The sequence below is a fragment of the Thalassotalea fonticola genome, assembly GCF_032911225.1.
Lineage (GTDB): Bacteria > Pseudomonadota > Gammaproteobacteria > Enterobacterales > Alteromonadaceae > Thalassotalea_A > Thalassotalea_A fonticola.
The window spans coordinates 4010398-4032040 of sequence record NZ_CP136600.1 but is presented as its reverse complement, the minus strand read 5'-3'; the positions used below and the strand labels follow the sequence as shown (position 1 = coordinate 4032040).

General features: G+C 38.7%; 14 protein-coding genes and 1 pseudogene. 4 read left to right on the top strand and 11 right to left on the bottom strand.

All coding sequences use genetic code 11. The features are described from left to right. Nucleotides 1-80 precede the first annotated feature (80 nt). Nucleotides 81-1433: a YjiH family protein gene (locus RI844_RS16465; RefSeq protein ID WP_348395750.1), complete on the bottom strand. Its 1353-nt coding sequence runs from the start codon at nucleotides 1431-1433 to the stop codon at nucleotides 81-83. A 172-nt stretch (nucleotides 1434-1605) separates the two neighbouring features. Between RI844_RS16465 and trmA the strand changes: the two genes are divergently transcribed. Then, entirely contained in the window at nucleotides 1606-2700 is a 1095-nt protein-coding gene (gene trmA, locus RI844_RS16460; RefSeq protein ID WP_348395749.1) for a tRNA (uridine(54)-C5)-methyltransferase TrmA, read from the top strand. Between the two features lie 32 nt (nucleotides 2701-2732). On the opposite strand, the gene fabR is transcribed toward trmA, so the two are convergent. Further along, entirely contained in the window at nucleotides 2733-3356 is a 624-nt protein-coding gene (gene fabR, locus RI844_RS16455) for an HTH-type transcriptional repressor FabR (protein ID WP_348395748.1), read from the bottom strand. Between the two features lie 140 nt (nucleotides 3357-3496). Here fabR and RI844_RS16450 point away from each other — a divergent pair. Both RI844_RS16450 and RI844_RS16445 read left to right on the top strand, forming a co-directional pair. After that, nucleotides 3497-4603: pseudogene (locus tag RI844_RS16450) on the top strand (acyl-CoA desaturase); the annotation flags it as partial. A 3-nt stretch (nucleotides 4604-4606) separates the two neighbouring features. Further along, on the top strand, nucleotides 4607-5134 hold the full coding sequence (locus RI844_RS16445; RefSeq protein ID WP_348398372.1) for a phosphoglycerate mutase family protein: 528 nt from the start codon (nucleotides 4607-4609) through the stop codon (nucleotides 5132-5134). A gap of 51 nt (nucleotides 5135-5185) precedes the next feature. On the opposite strand, the gene RI844_RS16440 is transcribed toward RI844_RS16445, so the two are convergent. The 3 genes from RI844_RS16440 to tuf form a co-directional block, all read right to left on the bottom strand. Next, complete coding sequence (locus tag RI844_RS16440; protein WP_348395747.1) at nucleotides 5186-5620, bottom strand: hypothetical protein; 435 nt, start codon at nucleotides 5618-5620, stop codon at nucleotides 5186-5188. A gap of 77 nt (nucleotides 5621-5697) precedes the next feature. Beyond that, entirely contained in the window at nucleotides 5698-6513 is an 816-nt protein-coding gene (locus RI844_RS16435; protein WP_348395746.1) for a mechanosensitive ion channel family protein, read from the bottom strand. A 746-nt stretch (nucleotides 6514-7259) separates the two neighbouring features. Next, nucleotides 7260-8444: an elongation factor Tu gene (gene tuf, locus RI844_RS16430; protein ID WP_348395720.1), complete on the bottom strand. Its 1185-nt coding sequence runs from the start codon at nucleotides 8442-8444 to the stop codon at nucleotides 7260-7262. A 367-nt stretch (nucleotides 8445-8811) separates the two neighbouring features. Here tuf and fusA point away from each other — a divergent pair, with 367 nt between their 5' ends. Beyond that, nucleotides 8812-10905, top strand: coding sequence for an elongation factor G (gene fusA / locus RI844_RS16425; protein ID WP_348395745.1), 2094 nt, complete (start codon nucleotides 8812-8814; stop codon nucleotides 10903-10905). Nucleotides 10906-11376: 471 nt separating this feature from the next. Here the strand turns inward: fusA and RI844_RS16420 are convergent, their stop codons facing one another. The 6 genes from RI844_RS16420 to RI844_RS16395 are packed head-to-tail and all read right to left on the bottom strand — an operon-like array spanning nucleotide 11377 to nucleotide 21625. Next, nucleotides 11377-13620: an OmcA/MtrC family decaheme c-type cytochrome gene (locus tag RI844_RS16420; RefSeq protein ID WP_348395744.1), complete on the bottom strand. Its 2244-nt coding sequence runs from the start codon at nucleotides 13618-13620 to the stop codon at nucleotides 11377-11379. A 14-nt stretch (nucleotides 13621-13634) separates the two neighbouring features. After that, nucleotides 13635-15983, bottom strand: coding sequence for an OmcA/MtrC family decaheme c-type cytochrome (locus tag RI844_RS16415; RefSeq protein ID WP_348395743.1), 2349 nt, complete (start codon nucleotides 15981-15983; stop codon nucleotides 13635-13637). A gap of 17 nt (nucleotides 15984-16000) precedes the next feature. Beyond that, nucleotides 16001-18382 (bottom strand): MtrB/PioB family decaheme-associated outer membrane protein, encoded by a 2382-nt coding sequence (locus RI844_RS16410; RefSeq protein WP_348395742.1) that lies wholly within the window; start codon nucleotides 18380-18382, stop codon nucleotides 16001-16003. A gap of 13 nt (nucleotides 18383-18395) precedes the next feature. Continuing rightward, nucleotides 18396-19334 (bottom strand): DmsE family decaheme c-type cytochrome, encoded by a 939-nt coding sequence (locus tag RI844_RS16405; RefSeq protein ID WP_348395741.1) that lies wholly within the window; start codon nucleotides 19332-19334, stop codon nucleotides 18396-18398. Between the two features lie 24 nt (nucleotides 19335-19358). Beyond that, entirely contained in the window at nucleotides 19359-20930 is a 1572-nt protein-coding gene (locus RI844_RS16400; protein WP_348395740.1) for a cytochrome c3 family protein, read from the bottom strand. Nucleotides 20931-20953: 23 nt separating this feature from the next. Next, nucleotides 20954-21625: a NapC/NirT family cytochrome c gene (locus RI844_RS16395; RefSeq protein WP_348395739.1), complete on the bottom strand. Its 672-nt coding sequence runs from the start codon at nucleotides 21623-21625 to the stop codon at nucleotides 20954-20956. Between the last annotated feature and the right edge of the window lie 18 nt (nucleotides 21626-21643).

Sequence of the window (21643 nt, the reverse complement as noted above, 5' to 3'; positions counted from 1 at the left end):
TGTAAATAATCCTCTTATTAACACAGATTATTAACTCAATGTAAACACCTGTTTGAAAATAACTGGTGCAAAGTTATCTGTTAAGGGTAAACAAAATGCGCTACAGCGACTATAACCGGTAGAGTTACGACAGTTCGTAAAATAAAAATAACGAATAAATCCAATATATTAACCGGTATTTTAGTACCAAGCAGCATAGCGCCCACTTCAGAAAGGTAAATTAATTGCGTAATTGATAAGGCAGCAACAACAAAACGAGTAAATTCTGATTCAACTCCAGCAATTAAAATAGCGGGTAAGAACATATCGGCAAAGCCAATGACAACAGACTTGGCTGCAGTTGCAGCTTCAGGAACTTGTAAAATCTCTAAATATGGTACAAACGGTAATCCTAAGTAATCAAAAATAGGAGTGTATTCGGCGCATACTAAAGCAATGGTACCTATCCCCATCACAACAGGTATCACGACAAACAGCATTTCTAGCGCATTTTGAATGCCGTGTTCTAAAACACTGGATACGCTTTTCACCTGTGCAGAGCGTTGCAATGCCAATTTAAAACCATGACTGAACACATTTTCATTTTCAGGGATTTTATGAGCGTCGGGGTCAGGCTGAGTACCATCTATATATAGCTGCTTTTTTAGGCTCAGTGGTGGTAATCGAGGAACAATGAGGGCAGCGACAAATCCGGCTAAACACACGGCAAAATAAAATGGTACAAACATATGTACTAACCCAACTTCAGCGATAACAATTAAGCTGAAGGTGATAGAAACCGCGGAAAAAGTAGTGCCTACAACAGCCGCTTCTCGCTGGGTATATATTTTTTGCTCATATTGTTTACTGGTAAGCAATACGCCAACGGTGCCATCACCTAACCAAGAGGTAGTACAGTCAATAGCAGAACGCCCGGGTAAGTTAAATAATGGTCGCATAACCTTACTAAACAAAGTACCAATAAATTCTAATAGACCAAAATTCAAAAGCAACGGTAAAAATAAACCAGCAAAGATAAATACAGAAAATAAAATTGGCATTAAATCATGCAATAATAAGCCACCGGTATTTTTACTCCAAATCATCTCAGAGCCTAGTTGCAAATAAACTAAGGCGGCAAATCCAGCGCCCAAGCAACGAATAATGAGCCATACTGGAGTTACATAAAATAAACTTCCTAAAAATGAAGTAGGATGGATATTGCTGGGACGAAATACACTGCAAATAATCGATAACGCTGCGCTAATAAAAATAATGCAGCAAACCAATTCAATAATAAAATTAGCCAGAGTTTTTTGTAATATTTGAGCAACAACGGCGACAGGAATGCTGGTTTGACCTGAGTATTCAACAGGAAACATAAAAAACACTACACCAACAAGTGATGGTATTAAAAACATTACAATATTGCGCTTTGATATTAAATCTTTCATTTTTTATTTTTTATAAACCGATGAACTAACCAAAACTATGGCACATTATGGTAAATATGCACTATTCGTGGCGGTTTTAGCCTGATCACTGAAAATTTAATCATGATTTACTAGACAAAATAATAACTGTCGCTACACTCTGCCCTAATATTTATATACGGCACTTTTATCCATGTTCAGTCACATACATCCAGACAACTATCAAGCTCAACTTGATCTTAAAAAATCTGCCATTACAGATTTATTTGCTCAGTTTTCAATGCCAGAGGCAGAGGTATTTAGTTCTCAGCCGTTGAATTATCGATTACGTGCTGAATTTCGAGTATGGCATGACGATGAAGATCTTTATTACATCATGTTTAATAAAGACACTCGTGAAAAATATAAAGTAGAAAACTTCCCGGTTGCGAGCCAACTTATAAATGATGCAATGAAAGCGCTTTTAGCTAATATTAGAAATAATGAAATATTACGCCGGAAATTATTCCAGGTAGATTTTCTTTCAACGCTAAGCGGTGAGCTGCTAATTAGTTTACTGTACCACAAACAATTAGATGATGAATGGCTTGAACAAGCACAACAATTAAAGGCAACTTTGTCTGTAATTGCCCCGGTTGATATCATTGGCCGAGCTCGCAAATTAAAAATGGTATTAGATAAAGAGTATGTTACTGAAATACTTAACGTAAAAGGTAAACAGTTAAAATATCAGCAAGTAGAAAATAGCTTCACCCAACCCAATGGTGGTGTTAACGAGAAAATGCTGACCTGGGCCAGTGATGCAACAGAGAATTCAAAAGGAGATTTAGTTGAACTGTATTGTGGCAACGGCAACTTTAGTATTGCTTTAGCTCCCAACTTTGAAAAAGTATTAGCAACAGAGATTTCGAAAAGCTCAGTAACATCGGCGCAAGTGAATATTGCCGCGAATAATATTAGCAACTTAGATATCATTAGAATGTCGAGTGAAGAGTTTAGTCAGGCAATGAATGGTGAGCGAGAATTTAGACGATTAAAAGACTTTGATTTGACAAAGTATAGTTACGACACAGTGTTAGTTGATCCGCCAAGAGCTGGCATGGACGATGCGTCATGTGAATTGGTATCCCGTTTTGAGCGAATTATCTATATTTCGTGTAACCCCAATACCTTACATGACAATTTAGAAATTCTTTGCAAAACTCATAAAGTAGATAATTTTGCTTTATTTGATCAATTCCCTTATACCGAACATATTGAATGTGGTGTGATATTAAGCCGTAAGTAATTTAAACCTATATTATCAAAACCAGATAGGCCCTAACCTTTAGGGCCCTTTGCTCTTGAACTTAAATCCATAGCGCCACGAGCAATAATACGTAATTGCTTTATCATGCGCTCGGCAAGCAAGGCCTTTTCCTCGGCGCTGGCATCTAACGCTTCAGCGCCAGTACTAAAGACGATAGTTACCGCAGCATTAGCTTGCAGGTAACTTGTTTCAGCATCTAGTTTATTGGCTTTTTGTAAATAATCACAAAGCTCCATAGTAAAATATCTGATCTCTCGGCTTACCGCTGCTCTAAATTCAGGAGAAGTGCCAGAGCGCTCACGCAGTAGTAATCTAAATTCATTACCATTAGATTCAATAAACTCCATGAAGGTTTTTACTGAAATTTGGATTACCGACCCCCCCTTCTCAATACGTTGTCTAGCCTGGCGCATTAACTGTCTTAGCGTTAAACCAGATTCATCAACAAGCGTTAAACCAAGTTCATCCATATCATTAAAGTGTCGATAAAAAGATGTAGCGGCAAGTCCAGCCTCTTTAGCGACTTCACGTAAGCTTAAATTTGAAAAACTACGCTCTGCACTTAATTGATTTAATGCTGCATCAATTAATAAACGCCGAGTTTTCTCTTTTTGTTGAGCTCTAATTCCAGACATAGTTTACTGATTTCAAATAAGATTAAATTTTATAGGACTAGATGATAACACAACTTTTCAAACTGGTGCTTGACTCAATCAAAACAAAAGTTAAAATGGTGTACACTTGTACGCTCAAATTAACTATAGAAGAGATCTTAATGACCAAGCCTCGTTTACTATGGATAAATATCCTAGTTTTCTTAGCCACTTTCCTTATTGCTGCCATTGCCGTACCTTATAGAGCAATTACCCATGGATTCGACAGTTTTGAAATAATAGCTGCACTAATTTGTTTTTGTTATTGCGGTATTTCTATTACTGCAGGTTATCACCGTTTATGGTCTCATCGTACCTATAAGGCTCATGCTTCAGTAAGGCTTATATATGCTATTGGCGGTGCATTTGCCTTACAAAACAGCATATTGCATTGGAGTTCTGATCACCGAGTGCACCACAAGCATGTTGATAAAAATGATATTGACCCGTATTCAGCGAAAAAGGGTTTCTGGTTTTCACATATTGGTTGGATGTTAAGAGATTATCATCGCGACACTTACAATAATTACGAGAATGTACGAGATTTGCAGAAAGAAAAAATTGTTATGTGGCAACATAAAAACTATTTATTGCTCACTATTATCACCAATTTCGGTATTCCTATTGGTCTTGGTTTACTACACGGCGATGTTTGGTCAAGTATTCTCTTAATTGGTGTAATGCGCTTGGTACTTAGCCATCACACAACCTTCTTCATTAACTCGCTTGCGCATATATGGGGAAAACAAACCTATACCGAAAAAAATACTGCTCGTGATAATGGTCTATTAGCATTTTTCACGTTTGGCGAGGGTTACCATAACTTCCATCACATTTTTGAGAATGATTATCGTAATGGCATACGCTGGTTTCATTTTGACCCAACTAAATGGTTAATTAAAGGCTGTAGTTATTTTAAGTTAGCACATGGATTACGTAAAACACCTGAAGATAAAATTGCCAAAGCTAAAGCTCATATGCAGTTAGTAAACAGTCAAAATAAGTTGCAGCACTCGATTCATGCTGAAGAGTTAATTGGCAAACTTCAACACGAATATGATTTACTTATTGAACATATGACTTTGTATTACGCAACCAAGAAAAAGCTGTTAGCTCAAAAAGGTAATCAACTTTCTGAAGATGTTGAACAATCCAGCTTAGTTAAGCATTACAAAGAATTAAAAGAGAACTTAAATCAGCGTTATAGAAATTGGGATTCTTTGCGAGCGCATATGCTTAGAAAAATAAGCTTAGGACTGATTTGTTTCTACCTAGGTATGAGTTCAGTAATTGCTGCTAGCACTCAGACTGAAGATTCTGACAGCAGTTTTACTATATATTTAGTAAGACACGCTGAAAAACAATTAAACATAAAAGATCCAGAGTTAACAGCTTGTGGTCTTAAACGAGCAGGAGGTATTGCTAAGCAATTAGAGCTTATCAATATAGATAAACTTTATAGCACTAATTTCAAGCGTACCATGCAAACAGCTAAGCCAATTGCAACAATGAAAAACATTGAAATTGAGCCTTATAATCCAACAGAGTTACAACAATTCGCAACTCAGTTAAAGCATAAGCAAGATAATGCTGTGGTGGTTGGACATAGTAACACTACAGCTCTTTTAGCGGGTTTATTAGCCAACCAACCTTTAGGCAGTTTTGAAGAGTCAATATACGACAGAATATACCAAGTGGTGATCTTTAAAAGCTCTGTGCAATTAAACATTTTGCAACAAAGCTTTGTTTGTACTGAATAGTTATACCAGCTCGCGTAATGATGTGATGATTATATGGGTTGGCATTATTATCTAGATATCTTCAGGGTTTACCGTTGATTTATTGCCAGCTTTGATAATTTCAACTTGTTCAACTCTAAACGGCTGCCCCCATTGTTGAATAGTCATTATATCGTTATCCACCTTACCTAGCATTTTTATTCTGGCACCGTTTTGTTGATATTTTTTATCTAAATTTAGCGGCAAAAAACGCTCGCCATTATCACCAATAAAGCCAAAGAACCCGCCTTCTAAATTATAATATTTTAAGGTTCCTACATACCATTCTGTATGAACTGGCGCTTTGCTCAATTCACTAGGAGGCGGCGGTGTGTGATGTTTCATTGGTAAAGCCTCTTTAGTATTTAATACCTTCGTAGGGTTTTCCGTGAAAGACTTTTCATGGGCACAAGCGTAGGTAACCAACGTTGCTAACGTTATCGCAAATGTAGTTAAAAGCTTTTTCATATTTTGACCTTAAACGTTGTCACTTTAAATGAGTCTAACAGTTACTGAATCTTTAGAAAAATATTAACAATAAATAACTAATCTGACTTATGTACATGAACATCCATTTGTGGAAATGGTATATTGATGCCTTCTTTATTAAAGGTTTTATAAGTATTTTCGTTCATCGCGAAATATACATCCCAATAATCTTCTGCCTTAACCCAAGCTCTGACTGCAAAGTTAACAGAACTATCCGCTAGAGCAGATACCGCAATAAATACTTCAGGCTCTTTTAAAATGCGCGTATCATCATCACACATTTTTTGAATAATGGCTTTTGCTTTATCAACGTCATCACCGTAGCCCATGCCAATAGTCCAATCAACACGGCGCTTACTTTCAGTGGAATAATTTGTCATTGAACCGGTAGCTAAACCACCATTAGGTATAATTATAGTTTTATTATCTGGTGTTTTTAAAACAGTATTGAAAATCTGGATCTCAGAAACTTTACCAATATAGCCCTGCGCATCTATTACATCACCAATTTTAAACGGCTTGAAAATTAAGATCATTACCCCACCAGCAAAATTTTGCAAGGTGCCAGATAATGCCATACCAACAGCCAAACCTGCGGCACCTAAGATAGCAATAAACGAAGTCATCTCAATACCAATCATACCCAGCACAGTTATTGCCAACAGTACTTTCAGCAACGTTGAACATAAGCCCTTAACAAATGGTTTTAATGATTCATCAACATTGCCTTTATCTAGGACTTTACTTAATCCAAGGATTAAGGCTTTTATTATCCATGCGCCTATAATCCAGACAAAGATAGCCGCTACAATCTTGGGACCAAAATCCATTACGATAGTAGTTAGCTGAGTGATCAATTTTTCATGGTCCATGGGTGCATCCTAAATAAATTTTGATTATGCGAGTAAGTATAGAAGCTTATTTATGAAATTAATATCTTAAAAACAATAGATTATGAGTTGGGAGGGCTACTTAAAAAGATCCTAAAATCAATTCAGGAAAGGTTTTAGTTTATCAAGTGCAGTTTACAGCGATGTTAGTGAGCTCGCTGTCAAATACGGAGGTCCCGGATGTCGCTTGAGCTCGTCCGGGATGACGTCATAGTTTTTCGAGATATGATTGAGCCTCCGCAGAGCTTGTTAACTTAAGTCACGTAATCCCGTGTGAGCCTAAGCAAGGCACGGGACCTCCTCAAGCACATTGTGAATATGTTAGATACGCAGTAATTCGTTTCTCGTTTCTCGTTTCTAAATTTTAGTCAATAAAAAAGGCCGCGTTAGCGACCTTTTTCAGTGTTCTATAAAATATCGATATTAGTCGATGATTTTAGAAAAACCGCCATGGACTGCTCTAATTCATCCCTGAATCCACAGCATTAGTAATTCCCTCTACGTCATGGCGGGAATGCAATTAATGCTGGGAGCAATTAATTGTCAACACCAGCACCTACTGTACGGCTCAAACTTCGGGTCAGAGACCCTCCTGAAAATCACTAAAATTAGTACCATTCGGACTAATTTCTTAACGCATTTTCTCATCACGGAACACCGTGAAGCTGGCCGTAAAACAAAAAGAGCGCCGAAGCGCTCTTTTTTAAGGTTTGGGGTTTACCAAATCATTAGTCAATGATTTTAGATACAACACCAGCACCTACTGTACGGCCACCTTCACGGATAGCGAAGCGTAAACCTTCTTCCATCGCGATTGGGTTGATTAGCTCAACAACAAACTTAAGGTTGTCACCTGGCATTACCATTTCAACACCTTCAGGTAACTCTACTGCACCTGTGATATCCGTTGTACGGAAGTAGAACTGTGGACGGTAACCTTTGAAGAATGGTGTATGACGACCACCTTCATCTTTACTTAACACGTATACTTCTGATTCGAATTTAGTGTGCGGGTTAACTGAACCAGGCTTACATAATACTTGGCCACGTTGTACGTCTTCACGCTTAGTACCACGTAATAATACACCACAGTTCTCGCCAGCACGACCTTCGTCAAGAAGCTTACGGAACATCTCTACACCTGTACATGTAGTAAGGGTAGTGTCTTTGATACCTACGATAGCAACTTCGTCACCAACTTTTACGATACCACGTTCAACACGACCTGTTACAACTGTACCACGGCCTTGAATTGAGAAAACATCTTCGATTGGAAGAATGAAGTCACCATCAATTGCACGCTCTGGCTCTGGAATGTAAGAATCAAGTGCATCAGCTAACTCAACTACTTTCTCTTCCCACTTAGCTTCACCTTGAAGGGCGCCTAATGCTGAACCTTGGATTACTGGTAAGTCATCACCTGGGAAATCGTATTCGCTAAGAAGTTCACGAACTTCCATTTCTACTAATTCTAATAACTCTTCGTCATCTACCATGTCACATTTGTTCATGAAAACAATAATGAATGGTACACCAACTTGGCGTGATAATAAGATGTGCTCACGTGTTTGTGGCATAGGACCATCTGTAGCAGCAACTACTAAGATTGCGCCGTCCATTTGAGCAGCACCAGTGATCATGTTTTTAACGTAATCGGCGTGACCAGGACAATCTACGTGTGCGTAGTGACGTGAATCTGTATCGTACTCAATGTGAGAAGTATTGATTGTAATACCACGCTCACGCTCTTCTGGAGCATTATCGATTTGTGCGAAATCTTTAACTTCACCACCGTGTACTTTAGTAAGTACAGCTGAGATTGCAGCAGTTAATGTTGTTTTACCGTGGTCAACGTGTCCGATTGTACCTACGTTTACATGTGGTTTCGAACGTTCAAATTTTTCTTTAGCCATTTTTCTAATACCTTAAAAGTTATATACAACTGGGCGGCAACCCAATCTTTTTTTTGTTTACTATATTCCCAACAAATTCTAGTCGAACAATTCAAAATTGACCAACAATTATACAGAGAGTCTTTTTCAGGGGCACAATTTACCAAACTCTCTCTATATTGTCTAAACTTTATGCTTTTATAGTGCAAAAATAACTAAAATAATTGTAAAAACAGGTTATTTAGCCGCCTAAAGACGATTTTTTACAAAGATATACAACTAAGTTGATTATTTTTTATCAATTTATGATGTTAGTTTTCCACAACTGATGTATAATCCGCGCAAAATTTTTTTAACGTAACTTTTTATTAAATAGAGTAATACAACAATGGCAGATTTATCAAAATACAGAAATATTGGTATTTTCGCTCACGTTGATGCTGGTAAAACCACAACAACTGAACGTATATTAAAACTAACAGGTATGATCCATAAAATTGGTGAAGTACATGATGGTGAGTCAACAACTGACTTCATGGAACAAGAAGCTGAGCGCGGTATTACTATCCAATCTGCTGCTGTAACTTGTGAGTGGAAAAAACATCGCTTTAACGTAATCGACACTCCTGGTCACGTTGACTTCACAGTTGAAGTTTATCGTTCATTAAAAGTACTTGATGGTGGTATCGGTGTATTCTGTGGTTCTGGTGGTGTTGAGCCGCAATCAGAAACTAACTGGCGTTACGCTAACGAATCTAAAGTAGCTCGTTTAATTTTCGTTAATAAATTAGACCGTTTAGGTGCTAACTTTTACCGCGTAACCGAGCAAGTTGAAAAAGTACTTGGCGCACGCCCACTTGTAATGACTTTACCAATTGGTGAAGAAGATGACTTCGTTGGTGTTGTAGATGTATTAAGCCAAAAAGCTTATTACTGGGATGATTCAGGTCAACCAGAAAACTACGAAATTAAAGACATCCCTGCTGATATGGCTGATGACGCTGCGGTATACCGCGAGCAATTAATTGAAACTGCTTTAGAAGCGGATGAAGATTTATTAATGGAATATTTGGAAGGTGAAGTTTCTCCTACTGAAGAACAAATTAAAGCGTGTATCCGTAAAGGTACTCGTGAATTAATGTTCTTCCCGACATTCTGTGGTTCTGCATTCAAAAACAAAGGCATGCAAATTTTACTAGATGCTGTTGTTGATTACTTACCATCTCCAACTGAAGTTAATCCTCAACCATTAACTGATGAAGAAGGCGAGCCAACTGGCGAATTCGCACATGTTAATACTGAAGAGCCTTTCCGTGCATTAGCATTCAAAATTATGGATGACCGTTTCGGTGCTTTAACTTTCGTACGTGTATACTCTGGTGTGCTTAACAAGGGTGATACAATTTTAAACTCGTTTACAGGTAAAACTGAGCGTGTTGGCCGTATGGTAGAAATGCAAGCCGAAGATCGTACAGAGCTTTCTTCAGCACAAGCTGGTGATATCCTTGCTATCGTTGGTATGAAAAACGTACAAACAGGTCATACATTATGTTCTGTTAAAGAACCATGTACTCTTGAAGCCATGGTATTCCCAGAACCAGTAATCTCAATTGCTGTTGCACCTAAAGATAAAGGTGGCTCTGAGAAAATGGGTATCGCTATCGGTAAAATGGTTGCAGAAGATCCTACTTTCAAAGTTGAAACTGATGAAGATTCAGGCGAAACAATTTTACGCGGTATGGGTGAGCTTCACTTAGATATCAAAGTAGATATCCTTAAGCGTACTTACGGCGTTGACTTAAACGTTGGTAAGCCACAAGTTGCTTACCGTGAAACTATCACGCAAGAGATTGAAGATTCTTATACACATAAGAAACAATCTGGTGGTTCTGGACAATTTGGTAAAATTGATTACCGCATCAAGCCAGGCGAGCCAAATTCAGGCTTCACTTTCACATCAACTGTTGTTGGTGGTAACGTACCGAAGGAATTCTTCCCAGCTGTTGAGAAAGGTTTCAAATCTATGATGGATACTGGTGTATTAGCTGGTTTCCCTGTGTTAGACGTTGAAGTTGAATTATTCGATGGTGGCTTCCATGCTGTCGATTCATCTGCTGTTGCTTTCGAAATCGCTGCTAAAGGCGCTTTCCGTCAGTCAATTCCAAAAGCTGGTGCTCAACTAATCGAACCTATCATGAACGTTGATGTGTTTACTCCAGATGATCACGTTGGTGACGTTATTGGTGACTTAAACCGTCGTCGTGGTATGATCAAAGACCAAGAAGCTGGTGTTTCTGGTGTTCGCATTAAAGCTGACGTACCTCTTTCAGAAATGTTTGGTTACATCGGAACTCTACGTACAATGACATCAGGTCGTGGTCAATTCTCTATGGAATTCTCGCATTACAGCCAATGTCCTAACAACGTAGCTGAAACAGTTATCGCTGAAGTTAAAGAACGTGAAGCTGCTAAGAAAAAATAGATAACTCTATTACTTCTTATAAAAGGTCGCTATAAGCGGCCTTTTTTATTGCCTACTCTTTCTGCATGGAATTCTCACACCAATACAAATATCCAATGCCCTAACAACGTAGCTGAAACAGTTATCGCTGAAGTTAAAGAACGTGAAGCTGCTAAGAAAAAATAGATAACGCTATTACTTCTAATAAAAGGTCGCTATAAGCGGCCTTTTTTATTGCCTACTCTTTCTGCATGGAATTCTCACACCAATACAAATAACCAATGCCCTAACAACGTAGCTGAAACAGTTATCACTGAAGTTAAAGAACGTAAAGCTGCTAAGAAAAAATAGATAACGCTATTACTTCTAATAAAAGGTCGCTATAAGCGGCTTTTTTTATTGCCTGAAATTAACAATAATTAAAATATACTCAGAAAAAACACTCATATAGAAGAAGCCTCAATCTAAAAGCTGCTCTAGAGGAGACAGTAATTAATTACTAATCGGATGTACCGCATTAACATCATATGGTGCACCTGAAGCATGACAAAACTGACACTGCTCTAACACTATTCCATTATCAATATCATTTTGTGTAGTAGAGAAACTACCGCCATTAGATTCAATGTGTCCTTTTACAAGCTCACTGTCATGACAAGAACTACATATTGCAGCAGTTGGTGAAGTAACCATGTCATCGTTTGGATTTGCTATATCGGCACCAGTGTCAGATGTTGTAGCTAAAACGCCATCAGAAAGTGGTAAGTTATAAGTTCCTTCACTATGACAGATGACGCAGTTTCCTACTTCGCCAGGGAAAGTACCTTCATATATATGAGTAGTGAATCCTTTATAACCTACAACCTGTAACGGGTTTTCACGAATATTAGTCCCATGAATTCCATGGATCATGGTTTTAAAGTCTATCGATTCTTCTGCTTTGCCATCCGTAGGTGGATTAGCTGCTATTGCTCTTACTCGTTTATCGGTGTTGCGAGGGTTGTGACACATGACACAGGCTTCAATATTGTCGGTTCGGTTACCACCATGCAGTGATAACTCACTGTGACAACCAAAACAGTTATTTAAATCTACCACTTGGCGGCGCTCAACTGGGGCAGTGTCGGTTATGGCAAAGTAACCAACAACATTAGTTAACGGGACACTTTGAAAGTCAGGATTATTAACATCACCAAAGTTAACCGTAGGGTGGCCTTCAATATTTACCGAACCGCTGCCTGTAGCCGCAATTAAGGGCGCTTGGCTGCCATCTGGCACTGCCACACTAGATAACACTGTAAAGGTGCCATCTCCTACTGGTACAGCCTCTGTTAATGCGTTTACTTGTACCGCACTGGCATTATCACCTTGATTACCCGTATTAGTATAATCAGTTGTCGACCAGGCTATATCGAGGTTTAATGAACTTAGCTCATTGCTAAACTCTTCATCGTTTAAAATATCATACAAAGCATCACTATCTTCTGGGTTACTGATGCTAAATTGTATTAAAGGAAACTCTCCTGGGGCTGTCTGGCTAATATTTAAGATAGTTGCCGCAAATTGGGATTTAGCCTCAGCCACCAAGTTCTTATGTTTGTCTTCAATAGAACCAGCGATTGCCGAGTTTTGATGACAGCTTCTGCAATTTGTGTTGTCAACTTGGCCGCCCATATGCAGGTCAAAATCGAGGTCATCATGACAAGAGCCACAAGCTTGCATGGTAACAACTTCGCGCCAGTTATCACCACTTGTAGTAACAGTTATTCCTGGAATTACCGTGGCACCACCAGCGTGGCATTGAGCACATTCAAGAATATCGTTTGGAAAAGTAACAGTGCTATAGTCATGCGCAGAGTCTTGAAAGCCATAAATTATGTAAGGTTCACCGACTTGTACAGAGGGTAAATCTTTACCTCGATGAATTTTGTGGATCATGTTTTTAAAATTCACCGTATTCCCGCTATTAGCATCAGTACTGCCTGGGTTATGGCAAGTAACGCAATAATCTACTTCGACCCGGCCACCGCCGTGCATGGCTAATCGCCCGTGACAAGCGTTACAGTTCTCTGTTGCAACTATATGTTGGCTGAAAATACCATCGTATTGAGTTTTCTCTGTGCTAGGCTCCCAATCAAACGTTACATTTACCGACTCATTTAAATTAGCAATTTGTAAACCTACTCGATGGGTAAAGTTTTCTTGATAACTTAAATTTAACCCTTCTATTTCAGCTTGTTGCAGAATAGTTTGGTTACTTGTTTCAAGCGGTTGACTAAAAGTATATTGATATACACCATTATTAAAATTAACAAAACTCCCAGTAGTTGCCTTCTCAGTTGTGGCCTGTAATTTAGGATTTGTGCCTGTACCTACTCCGGGAGATTCTATTTTATTAATGTAAGATTGCCAGTTACCAGTTAGGTTGCCTTCAGCGCCAATCATTAATTTGGCCACTGTAAACTGCACATCGTCGGCGATAACCGTTGTGATTGGCGTACTATCTGCGTTAAAAAGTTGAAATTGAACAATTAATTTACCTGACTCTACAGTTGCAGTAGTTATAAAATGACCTGGAGTAATTTCTTCTACCTCGGCTGTCTGAGTTAAATTTTGGCTAGCGCTATCTATTCCAGAACTGTCACCACTTTCTCCTCCGCAAGATATAACCCAAAATGCTGACAGCATTACAAAAACACACTGAAATGATAATTTTTTATATCTAGCCATTTGCATATTAAGTTACCACCCTACCGTTTATGGACCACTTCAACATCGGCCGCTTCACCTGGACCATGACATAGTGCACAACTTTCAGTAGTGCTTTGTACTAAATCATAACCTTCATTGAATTTTGCTCCTCCGGTTGAAATCATATGCGTTTGCGCTTCTGCTGAGTCATGGCATGAACTACAAGTCGTTGCCGTTACTGTTGTATATTGATCTGTAATGCCAGTAAATATTGGTGTATTAAATGCCAAAGGTAGTTGTGTGGTACCTTCAATGTGGCAAGTATCACAATTAGCTAGGTTGCCTGGAAAGCGGATATTTTCAGAAAATTCACCTCTATATGGCTCTTCTCTTATATCGCTAGCATGCACACCATGGATGAGGTACCTAAAATCTGCATATTCACCAAAGCCAAGACTTGCGCCGTGGCATGAAGCACAAACTAAAGGCTCCCCACTTGGTACTGCATGGAAATTAACATGGCCTTTTTCAACCATAGAAAAGCGGTTATGACAGCTGTTACATTTATCGATAGAAACAATCATTCTTCGTGGTGTTACCGTGGCAGCACTACCTGCAAAAAACTCTATAGGGCTTTTAATCGGGCTGACATCATCAAAGCTAGTGGCAGTTGTTTCAGGACCATTTGCATGGCCTAGCATTAACACCGCTACGCTATCCTGACCATCTGGAATTGTTTTTGGTGTTAGGCCTACAGTGGCAATATCTAAAACGAAGCTATTATTTGAGCCTTCCTTTAAAATACTTTCTGTAATTGCATCTATTTCTATATTTAATGCATCAAACCCTGACAAGCCTTCATTATCAAAATCACTTGCAGCATCCCAAGCAACACCGACTCTAATTTTGCCATCAAACGTTTTTATATCTATTGGAGTCCCGTTTTCAGTAACATTAAAAGTCACTATTGGACTTTCTCCTGGCCCGGTATTAATTACACTTTCAATATTCATCGCATAAGCTATTGCTTTTTCAATTGCGCTATCACGATGAGCCTGATTCGCTTGTTTAGCATCAGGTGTTTCAGCCCCTAAATCAGCATGACAACCCGCACAATTAGTTTCCTCTGTATAAGAGATATGTAAAGTAAACTCTTCACCATTAAGTCTAATGCCTTCTGTAAACAGCTTTTCATGACAAGACTCGCACGCTTGTTTAGTCGGACTTGCTACCCAGCTGTGACCATCTTTAGTTAATTGTGCCATTGGCTCTGGGATCATTTGTGTTTGCGAGAACAAAACATCTTCATCGCCGGCATGGCAACGCCCACAATTCATCACATTTTGTGGATAACTGGTTGTTGAGTAGTTGTGTTCACCATTTCGATAACCCCAGATAGTATAAGGTTTACCGTCATCAACAAAGTTTTGTAGGTTTCTACCAAAGTGAATTTTGTGGACCAGTTGTTTAAAGTCGACTGAATTACCACTGTTACTATCATTTGAATCTGGGTTATGACACGTCACACAATAATCGGTTTGAGTGCGGCCGCCGCCATGTATAGCCAATTTGTCATGGCAGGTATTACAGGTTGCTTCAGTAACAATTTGGCGAGCATTATGGGTTTGATAAAAGCTGTCAGACAAAGATGTACCACTAATACCATCAGTTGCAATAACAACCTCTGCAGGCACAAAGTCAACACAGATATTTTCAACATCAGCATTGAAACTAAACTGAATACAGCTTCGATGAACCTCTGTTAGAGTTGGTACGTCTGCAAACTGAAACGGGAATGTATAACTCCATGTTCCATCACCGTTATTTTCAAATTGACCATTATTGTCAGAAGTTGCCTGCGTTAATACTGCTTTTCCTAATGCTGATATATTTTGCACTTTTTTGGCGGTGTCATCGATTAACTCAGGATCAGTCTCAGTGCTAAATGACGTACAAGCATTATTACTGTCATCAATGTCTGCTTGACTTCGGCAAATAGGGTCTTCAGATGTAATAAAGTAGCTGGTCCAGCTTTGGCCTTGAGAATCACCAGGATTTGCAATTAATTTAGCCAAGGTGAATCTGGCATTACTCGAGCCTAGATCAACAATTTGGCTATTGCCATTTACCATTAAATTAAATGTTAACGTTAAGCTTTGCTCAATAACAACACCAGAAAACCCCGTTGCAATTGTATCGCCCTCAACAATATCACCCGACTCAATTAACCCATTGCTTGGTGGTGGTAAAGGCACTGGCGGTGGCGAAGTTGGTGGTGTGCCACTTGCAGGTGGTGGAGTTGATTCTACTCCCTGAGCTCTGTCACCACCAGTATCACCATCACATCCAGAAAGAGCCATACTTCCTAGCAAAGAGATAATGACTAAAAATGTAGATTTGCTAAACATTGTTCACCTCAAAAGCCCTATTCAATTTGATACTTAAAAGAAAGTTGAAACACATGCAGTTGGTCATTAGCCGGGCGTTGACCTGTCCCTACCACTTTTGCAATTGAATTTGGATTTACCTGATCATATGCCCAATCTTTACCATCAAAGCGGTAATACTGGTAACTAAATGAAAAACTCATATTGGGTTTATAATGATATAAGGTATTAAATTCAAAATGATGTTCTTTGTTGCTTGCATCGGGCAAGCCGACGTTAGTTAAATCGGCTGCCCCACCTGATAAAAAATTGTCATTTTTACTGGTTGAATCACTAAAGCGATAATCAAAGTCCATTTCAATTACCTTAGGTAAATAATCCCAATGTGCCGATAAGCCTAAAGAAATTGTGCTGTCATCTGGCGTTATCTGCCAATTTTTTGCACTGTCGCTAGCTTGCGGCAATGATGCATATTGCTCGAAAGCACTTTTTTCATAGCCGCCAGTAAACTCCCTGCCAGCTTGTTCAAATTCATAACGGTCATAAGTGAGATAACTTGTAAAATTAATTGTATTGGAGTAAATCCAAATGCCATTTAAAGAGCTGAAAATTGATTTGTCGTTAATTAAGCCTAAAGTCGATTTATCATAATCATTTTCTTTATAGCTAATATCATAGTTAAGGTGAATATTATCTGCTATTGGATAATTTAAATTCGCCTTGCCATTAAATTGTTCTCGGTTTGATAAATAGTGCTGACTCAATAATGGGTGATTGGTATATCGTTGATTTTCTGGTGTTTGGTTAATCAGCTGAGCATCAAATAATGAAAAATAAGAACGTTCCCAGTGATATAACGATGCGGCTCTATCTTTAAACCCTAACTCGAACCTACTTGCCAGGTTAGTTTCAGAATGGACTCTAAATTTTAGTTTAATGCTGTTTTCAATTGTGCTGTTAACCGCATAGTTATAACGTTCAATTTCTTCATAAGCATAAATTAATGACGCCTTACTGCGACTTAGCAGCCGATAATTTGTGGTTAATTCAAAGTAGTTGGAATTTTTACTATGCGGTGCATTATAGTGCCTGAATTTTTCCTCAAGTGGCGCCCAGGTGTCAGCAAAAACAACTTGATACGCATCTCTTGGGCTTTGATTATCGCGTTCGCTATATCGGTATATCCCCTTAAAATTTAAGCTATTTGAATAACGATAAAGCACAGACGTTTTTACTGTGATAGTTACAGCTTCACCCTCTAAACTTGTGCGCGGTAATGCTCCCGTTACAAGTTGGCTATTAATGGTATAGGGTAAATAGTTCTCATCTTGGCTAGCTAATGAATATGACGTATCAGCAATGATGCGTAATTTTGGCGAATGAATATAATGGCCTAATACTCTTATTTGATGAAGATCATTGTCTGGTGCAACACCAATTTGCCCTATTCCATCAGGGTAAGCCACGTTAGGGCCGATTAAAGAAGAATATGGATTTTGCCAGGTAAGCGATGATTGCTCATTTTCAAATTGAGAAAACAGATAATCAGCTTTTACTGAATAATTTGATTGGTTATAAGTTATCGAGAATTCCATTTTATTGGTGGTTTGATCAATAGCTTGCGGTAAAATTGCCGAATGACCATTTTGAACATTTGCATAAAGCGCCGCACCAGTCGCTTTTGTGCCGGTTTTTTCTTCTGTACTGAAATCAGAGGTTAAAAACCAGTTTTTGCCAAAGTACTGGGAGTATTCTAAATTTAGCTTTTCTCTTTCCAAGGTTTGCTCAAATGAACTAGCTATGGCATTAAATGCAGTCATGCCATCTGTAGTTTGTGCGGCAACCCAACTATTCGGTAAAGTAAATAACCCTCCATTATTTGTATATGGGGTTAAACCGGAGAGATTTTTTACTTGTTGTGTTTGATTAAAATTAAACTCAACGTTATAGGCACGCACTTGCCCTAATGCCAAGGACAAATCACGATTATCTAAAGCTAAATTTTGTGCGTCAAGATGCCAATAATCGACTAATGAAGAAGCTGTATTAAAATCTCTATAGTAGCCAGATAAATTAACATGGGTACCTTCTTCGCTTAAGCCGTTATATTGACCAAAACTAAACGTGTCTGCACTTACATTCAATACATCGACTTGTACAAAACCTGGTGAATCTACTTCTTGCACTGCCATCTTGGGCTGATACTTTTCTTCAGCTAAAAAAGCAAAGGGATCTTCCTCTTCGTCTTCTTCACTTTCTGGTGAGTTCTTGATTTCACCTTTTTCAACAATAGCTTTAGGTTGATATTTCTCTTCAGCTAAAAACGCGAACGGATCTTCTTCTTCACTGGCCTGCTGCGCATAACCATTAATGCTGAATAAGCTCAATACAAACAAGTAAGTAGAAGGCCATCCGTTCATTCTCATACCATTACTACCTCGTTAACCTTGAGCCAGAAGGATGATTTGAACCATGAATTTGAGAATGACAGTTTAAGCAATTTTTTCCTATTAAGAATTCAGAGCCCTGCCCAGAATTGGGAAGCCCTGAACCATCATGTTGAACACTTGGATGAAATGCTGCAGAATGACATTGTTGACATAAAAACGGGCCACGAGTTTTCAGTAAGCTAGCATTAACCGAACCATGTGGTTTGTGACAAATAGTGCACTCTTCAGCAACAGGTGCATGCTCAAATAAAAATGGTCCCCGCTTTTCGGCATGACATGAAAAGCAAGTATCGTTTACCGTAGGTTCATTCAGAGAATGCTCGCTAATATTACCGTGTGGATTATGACAATCTACGCAGGTTGTTTTGCCTTCTAAAATTGGATGATTCGATTGCATATGAGCAGACGCTTGCACTGATTTATGGCAGGTAAAACAGGTTTCTGATTGCTCTAATCGAACGAGAACATCATCTATTCTGGCGTGGATGTTATGGCATGATAAACAAGATAACTGTTCGTCATTATGTACTCCACTTAACCACATTAATTGATTTCCTTTTTCGTGACAGCCTAAGCATACTGCAGATTGCTCGTTAAATTGACTTGGCCATTTAGGACCAAAACTTAAACTTGGAGAATTATCTCTTGGCACCTTGCCATGCTCCACACTTGGGCCATGGCAAGCAACACAAGTTTGATTATTTTTGCCAAGCACTTTGCCATGCGGTGTTTGCCAAATAGCATGAATAGGTGTTTTCTGTGTTTCTTGATGACAGCCCATGCAATTAACTTCTGCTGCAGGTTCAGCAACAGGTTGCTCTGCTGCAAATACACTATTGAGCGTAAATACCATTAAGATGGCTGCGACCCTACTAGTTACTCTGGCGCTTAAAGCTTTAGCTATTTTTATTTTTTTAATCACGCTTTAACTTTCCTTGTGAACTTATTACTGCAAAATAAAGTCGGTATCTATACCATCTGAAGAGATGGTCAATGGTAATGAAACTTTATGTTCAGCACCTGACTTACCATTTAAGTGAATGGCTACGCCAAAGGTAATATCATTACCCTCAATAAGCGGTTTCACTTCATCATCTATTGCTTTGTTAATAATTACAGTCCACAGACCATTAACAAAGTTTGCACTGGCCGTTAATTGCCCGAGCTCGGTTTCTTTGCGCTCATCTAAAATTATAAAGCGCTGTAGATTAGCAAATTTACCTTTGCTTAAATTAACCTTCCATAATTCAACAAATTCACCACTAGCTATCATTTTATCAAGTGTTTTTTGATCATATTTAACACTGGGAAAACCTACACTGTATTGTTGCTTTAATGAGCTTAATAAATATTTAGTTTTTTCAAGGTTTCTATCTCGGCTCATGTCAGGTAAATCACCATGACACGATGCCCAGCAACCACCTTTTGAAAAGGCATCAATTTGGCCATTGTCATACATTATTGCGAGACTAGTATCATTTTCACTACCCTGCCAAGTAATAGTAAACTGCACTGCCGATGCCACTTTTTTAACCGACACTTTAGACTCTATACTTGCAATAACGCCTTTAGGAGCAAGGGCCTTACCAAGCTCTTTAGCTTCGCCCAAATGGCATTGACGGCAATTTCTACCTTGACGTAGTGCTTGCGCACCGGGATGCTCTTCCAGTAACCAGTCGCCATCTGATTGCCCAGGATGGAATACATCAACCAACATTGAAGCTAATCCACCTTCCCGTAATTTAGAAAAATTATCTTTATCAACATGAGCAACACCAAGATGACAATCGACACAGGTTCTGTCTTTATGCTGCATCACTAAATGATAATTTTTTGCCTTAAGGCTTACCTCACTGCTCAGCTGCATTTCTCTAAAGTCATGACAATTTCGGCAACCTAATGATCTATTTTCCAACATCATAAATTGTGGTAAAGGATTCGCATGGGGATTATGGCAAGTTGAACATTTAGGATTATCTTCTATTTTATCTTTAAAATGATGGATGCCATTTTTTTGAACTTTATGGCAAACAGTACATACTTCTGCCTGAGTACTCTCTTCTCGGACGGGATCAAGATCTACATGAACATCATGGCAGGTTACACAGGTAACCTCTTGCGCTGCATGTTTACCAGCACGCCATTGTTTATGAGTTGCGGTTTTTTCATGGCAGTTTAAACAGGTATTATTTTGTTGATCAATCGTACTTGTCCATCTTGGACCGTAACTTGTTTTAGGCTGAAATTTGGTTGGCGTTGCTGCGTGGGTTTGACTGTCGCCATGACAAGCGACACACCCTTCATTATTCACCGGCGATTCTTTGATCATTTCATCCCAATGCTTGCTATTGTGCATCGCTTTTATCTTTGGGATCACATCTGGATCATGGCAGCTTGTACATTCAATTTTTGCCGATATTTGTTGTGCATTAACTCCGCAAGTTATAAATAAACTAAGCAAAGCCAATAATATAAAAACTACTGTTGAAGGTAATTTAAACAAAGTGTTTTGTTGCATATTTCCTTTCTCCAAAACAAAAATCAATGACTGGCTGCTTCAACAATTACAGCAACATCTTCAGACAAATGAGTAAGGCCTTGATGGCAATCAATGCAGGTTTTACCTTCACTCTTCATTACAGCATGAAACTCTTGCGCTTTCGCTGTTTGCAATTCAAACACCATTTGCGACACTTCATGACAATTTCGACACTCTTGAGAGTCATTAGCTTTTAAACGAGCAATTTCTTTATCACGCATATGTACTACTTTTGATAAATATTGTTCAGTTGTATCTAGCTCACCCGAAAAATATGACCATAACTCACGGGATGCAATAATTTTTCGCCACATTTTATTACCAAACTCCACCGGCACATGACATTGAGAACACACAGGGCGTACGCCTGTTTTATTCTTGAAATGAGTAGATTTATGGTAAGTTTCAGCTGTAGCGTTAGGCTGTAAATGACAGCCGGTACAGAACTCCTCTGTATTTGTCATTCCCATGCCAACTTCAAAACCAACAACACTACCGACTCCAACAAAGATGCCAACAGTGAGCAGAAAAAAACTGGTATAAGCAGCAGTTTTGTTGAAAAACCGCGAAACAAAAAATGCAATAATTAGTAGAACAACCACAATGGCAAATATTACGATCACCAGACCAAACGGTTCTAGTAAGTCAAAAATCCATTCCATAAAATCTAGCATTTGTTATTACCTTTATTT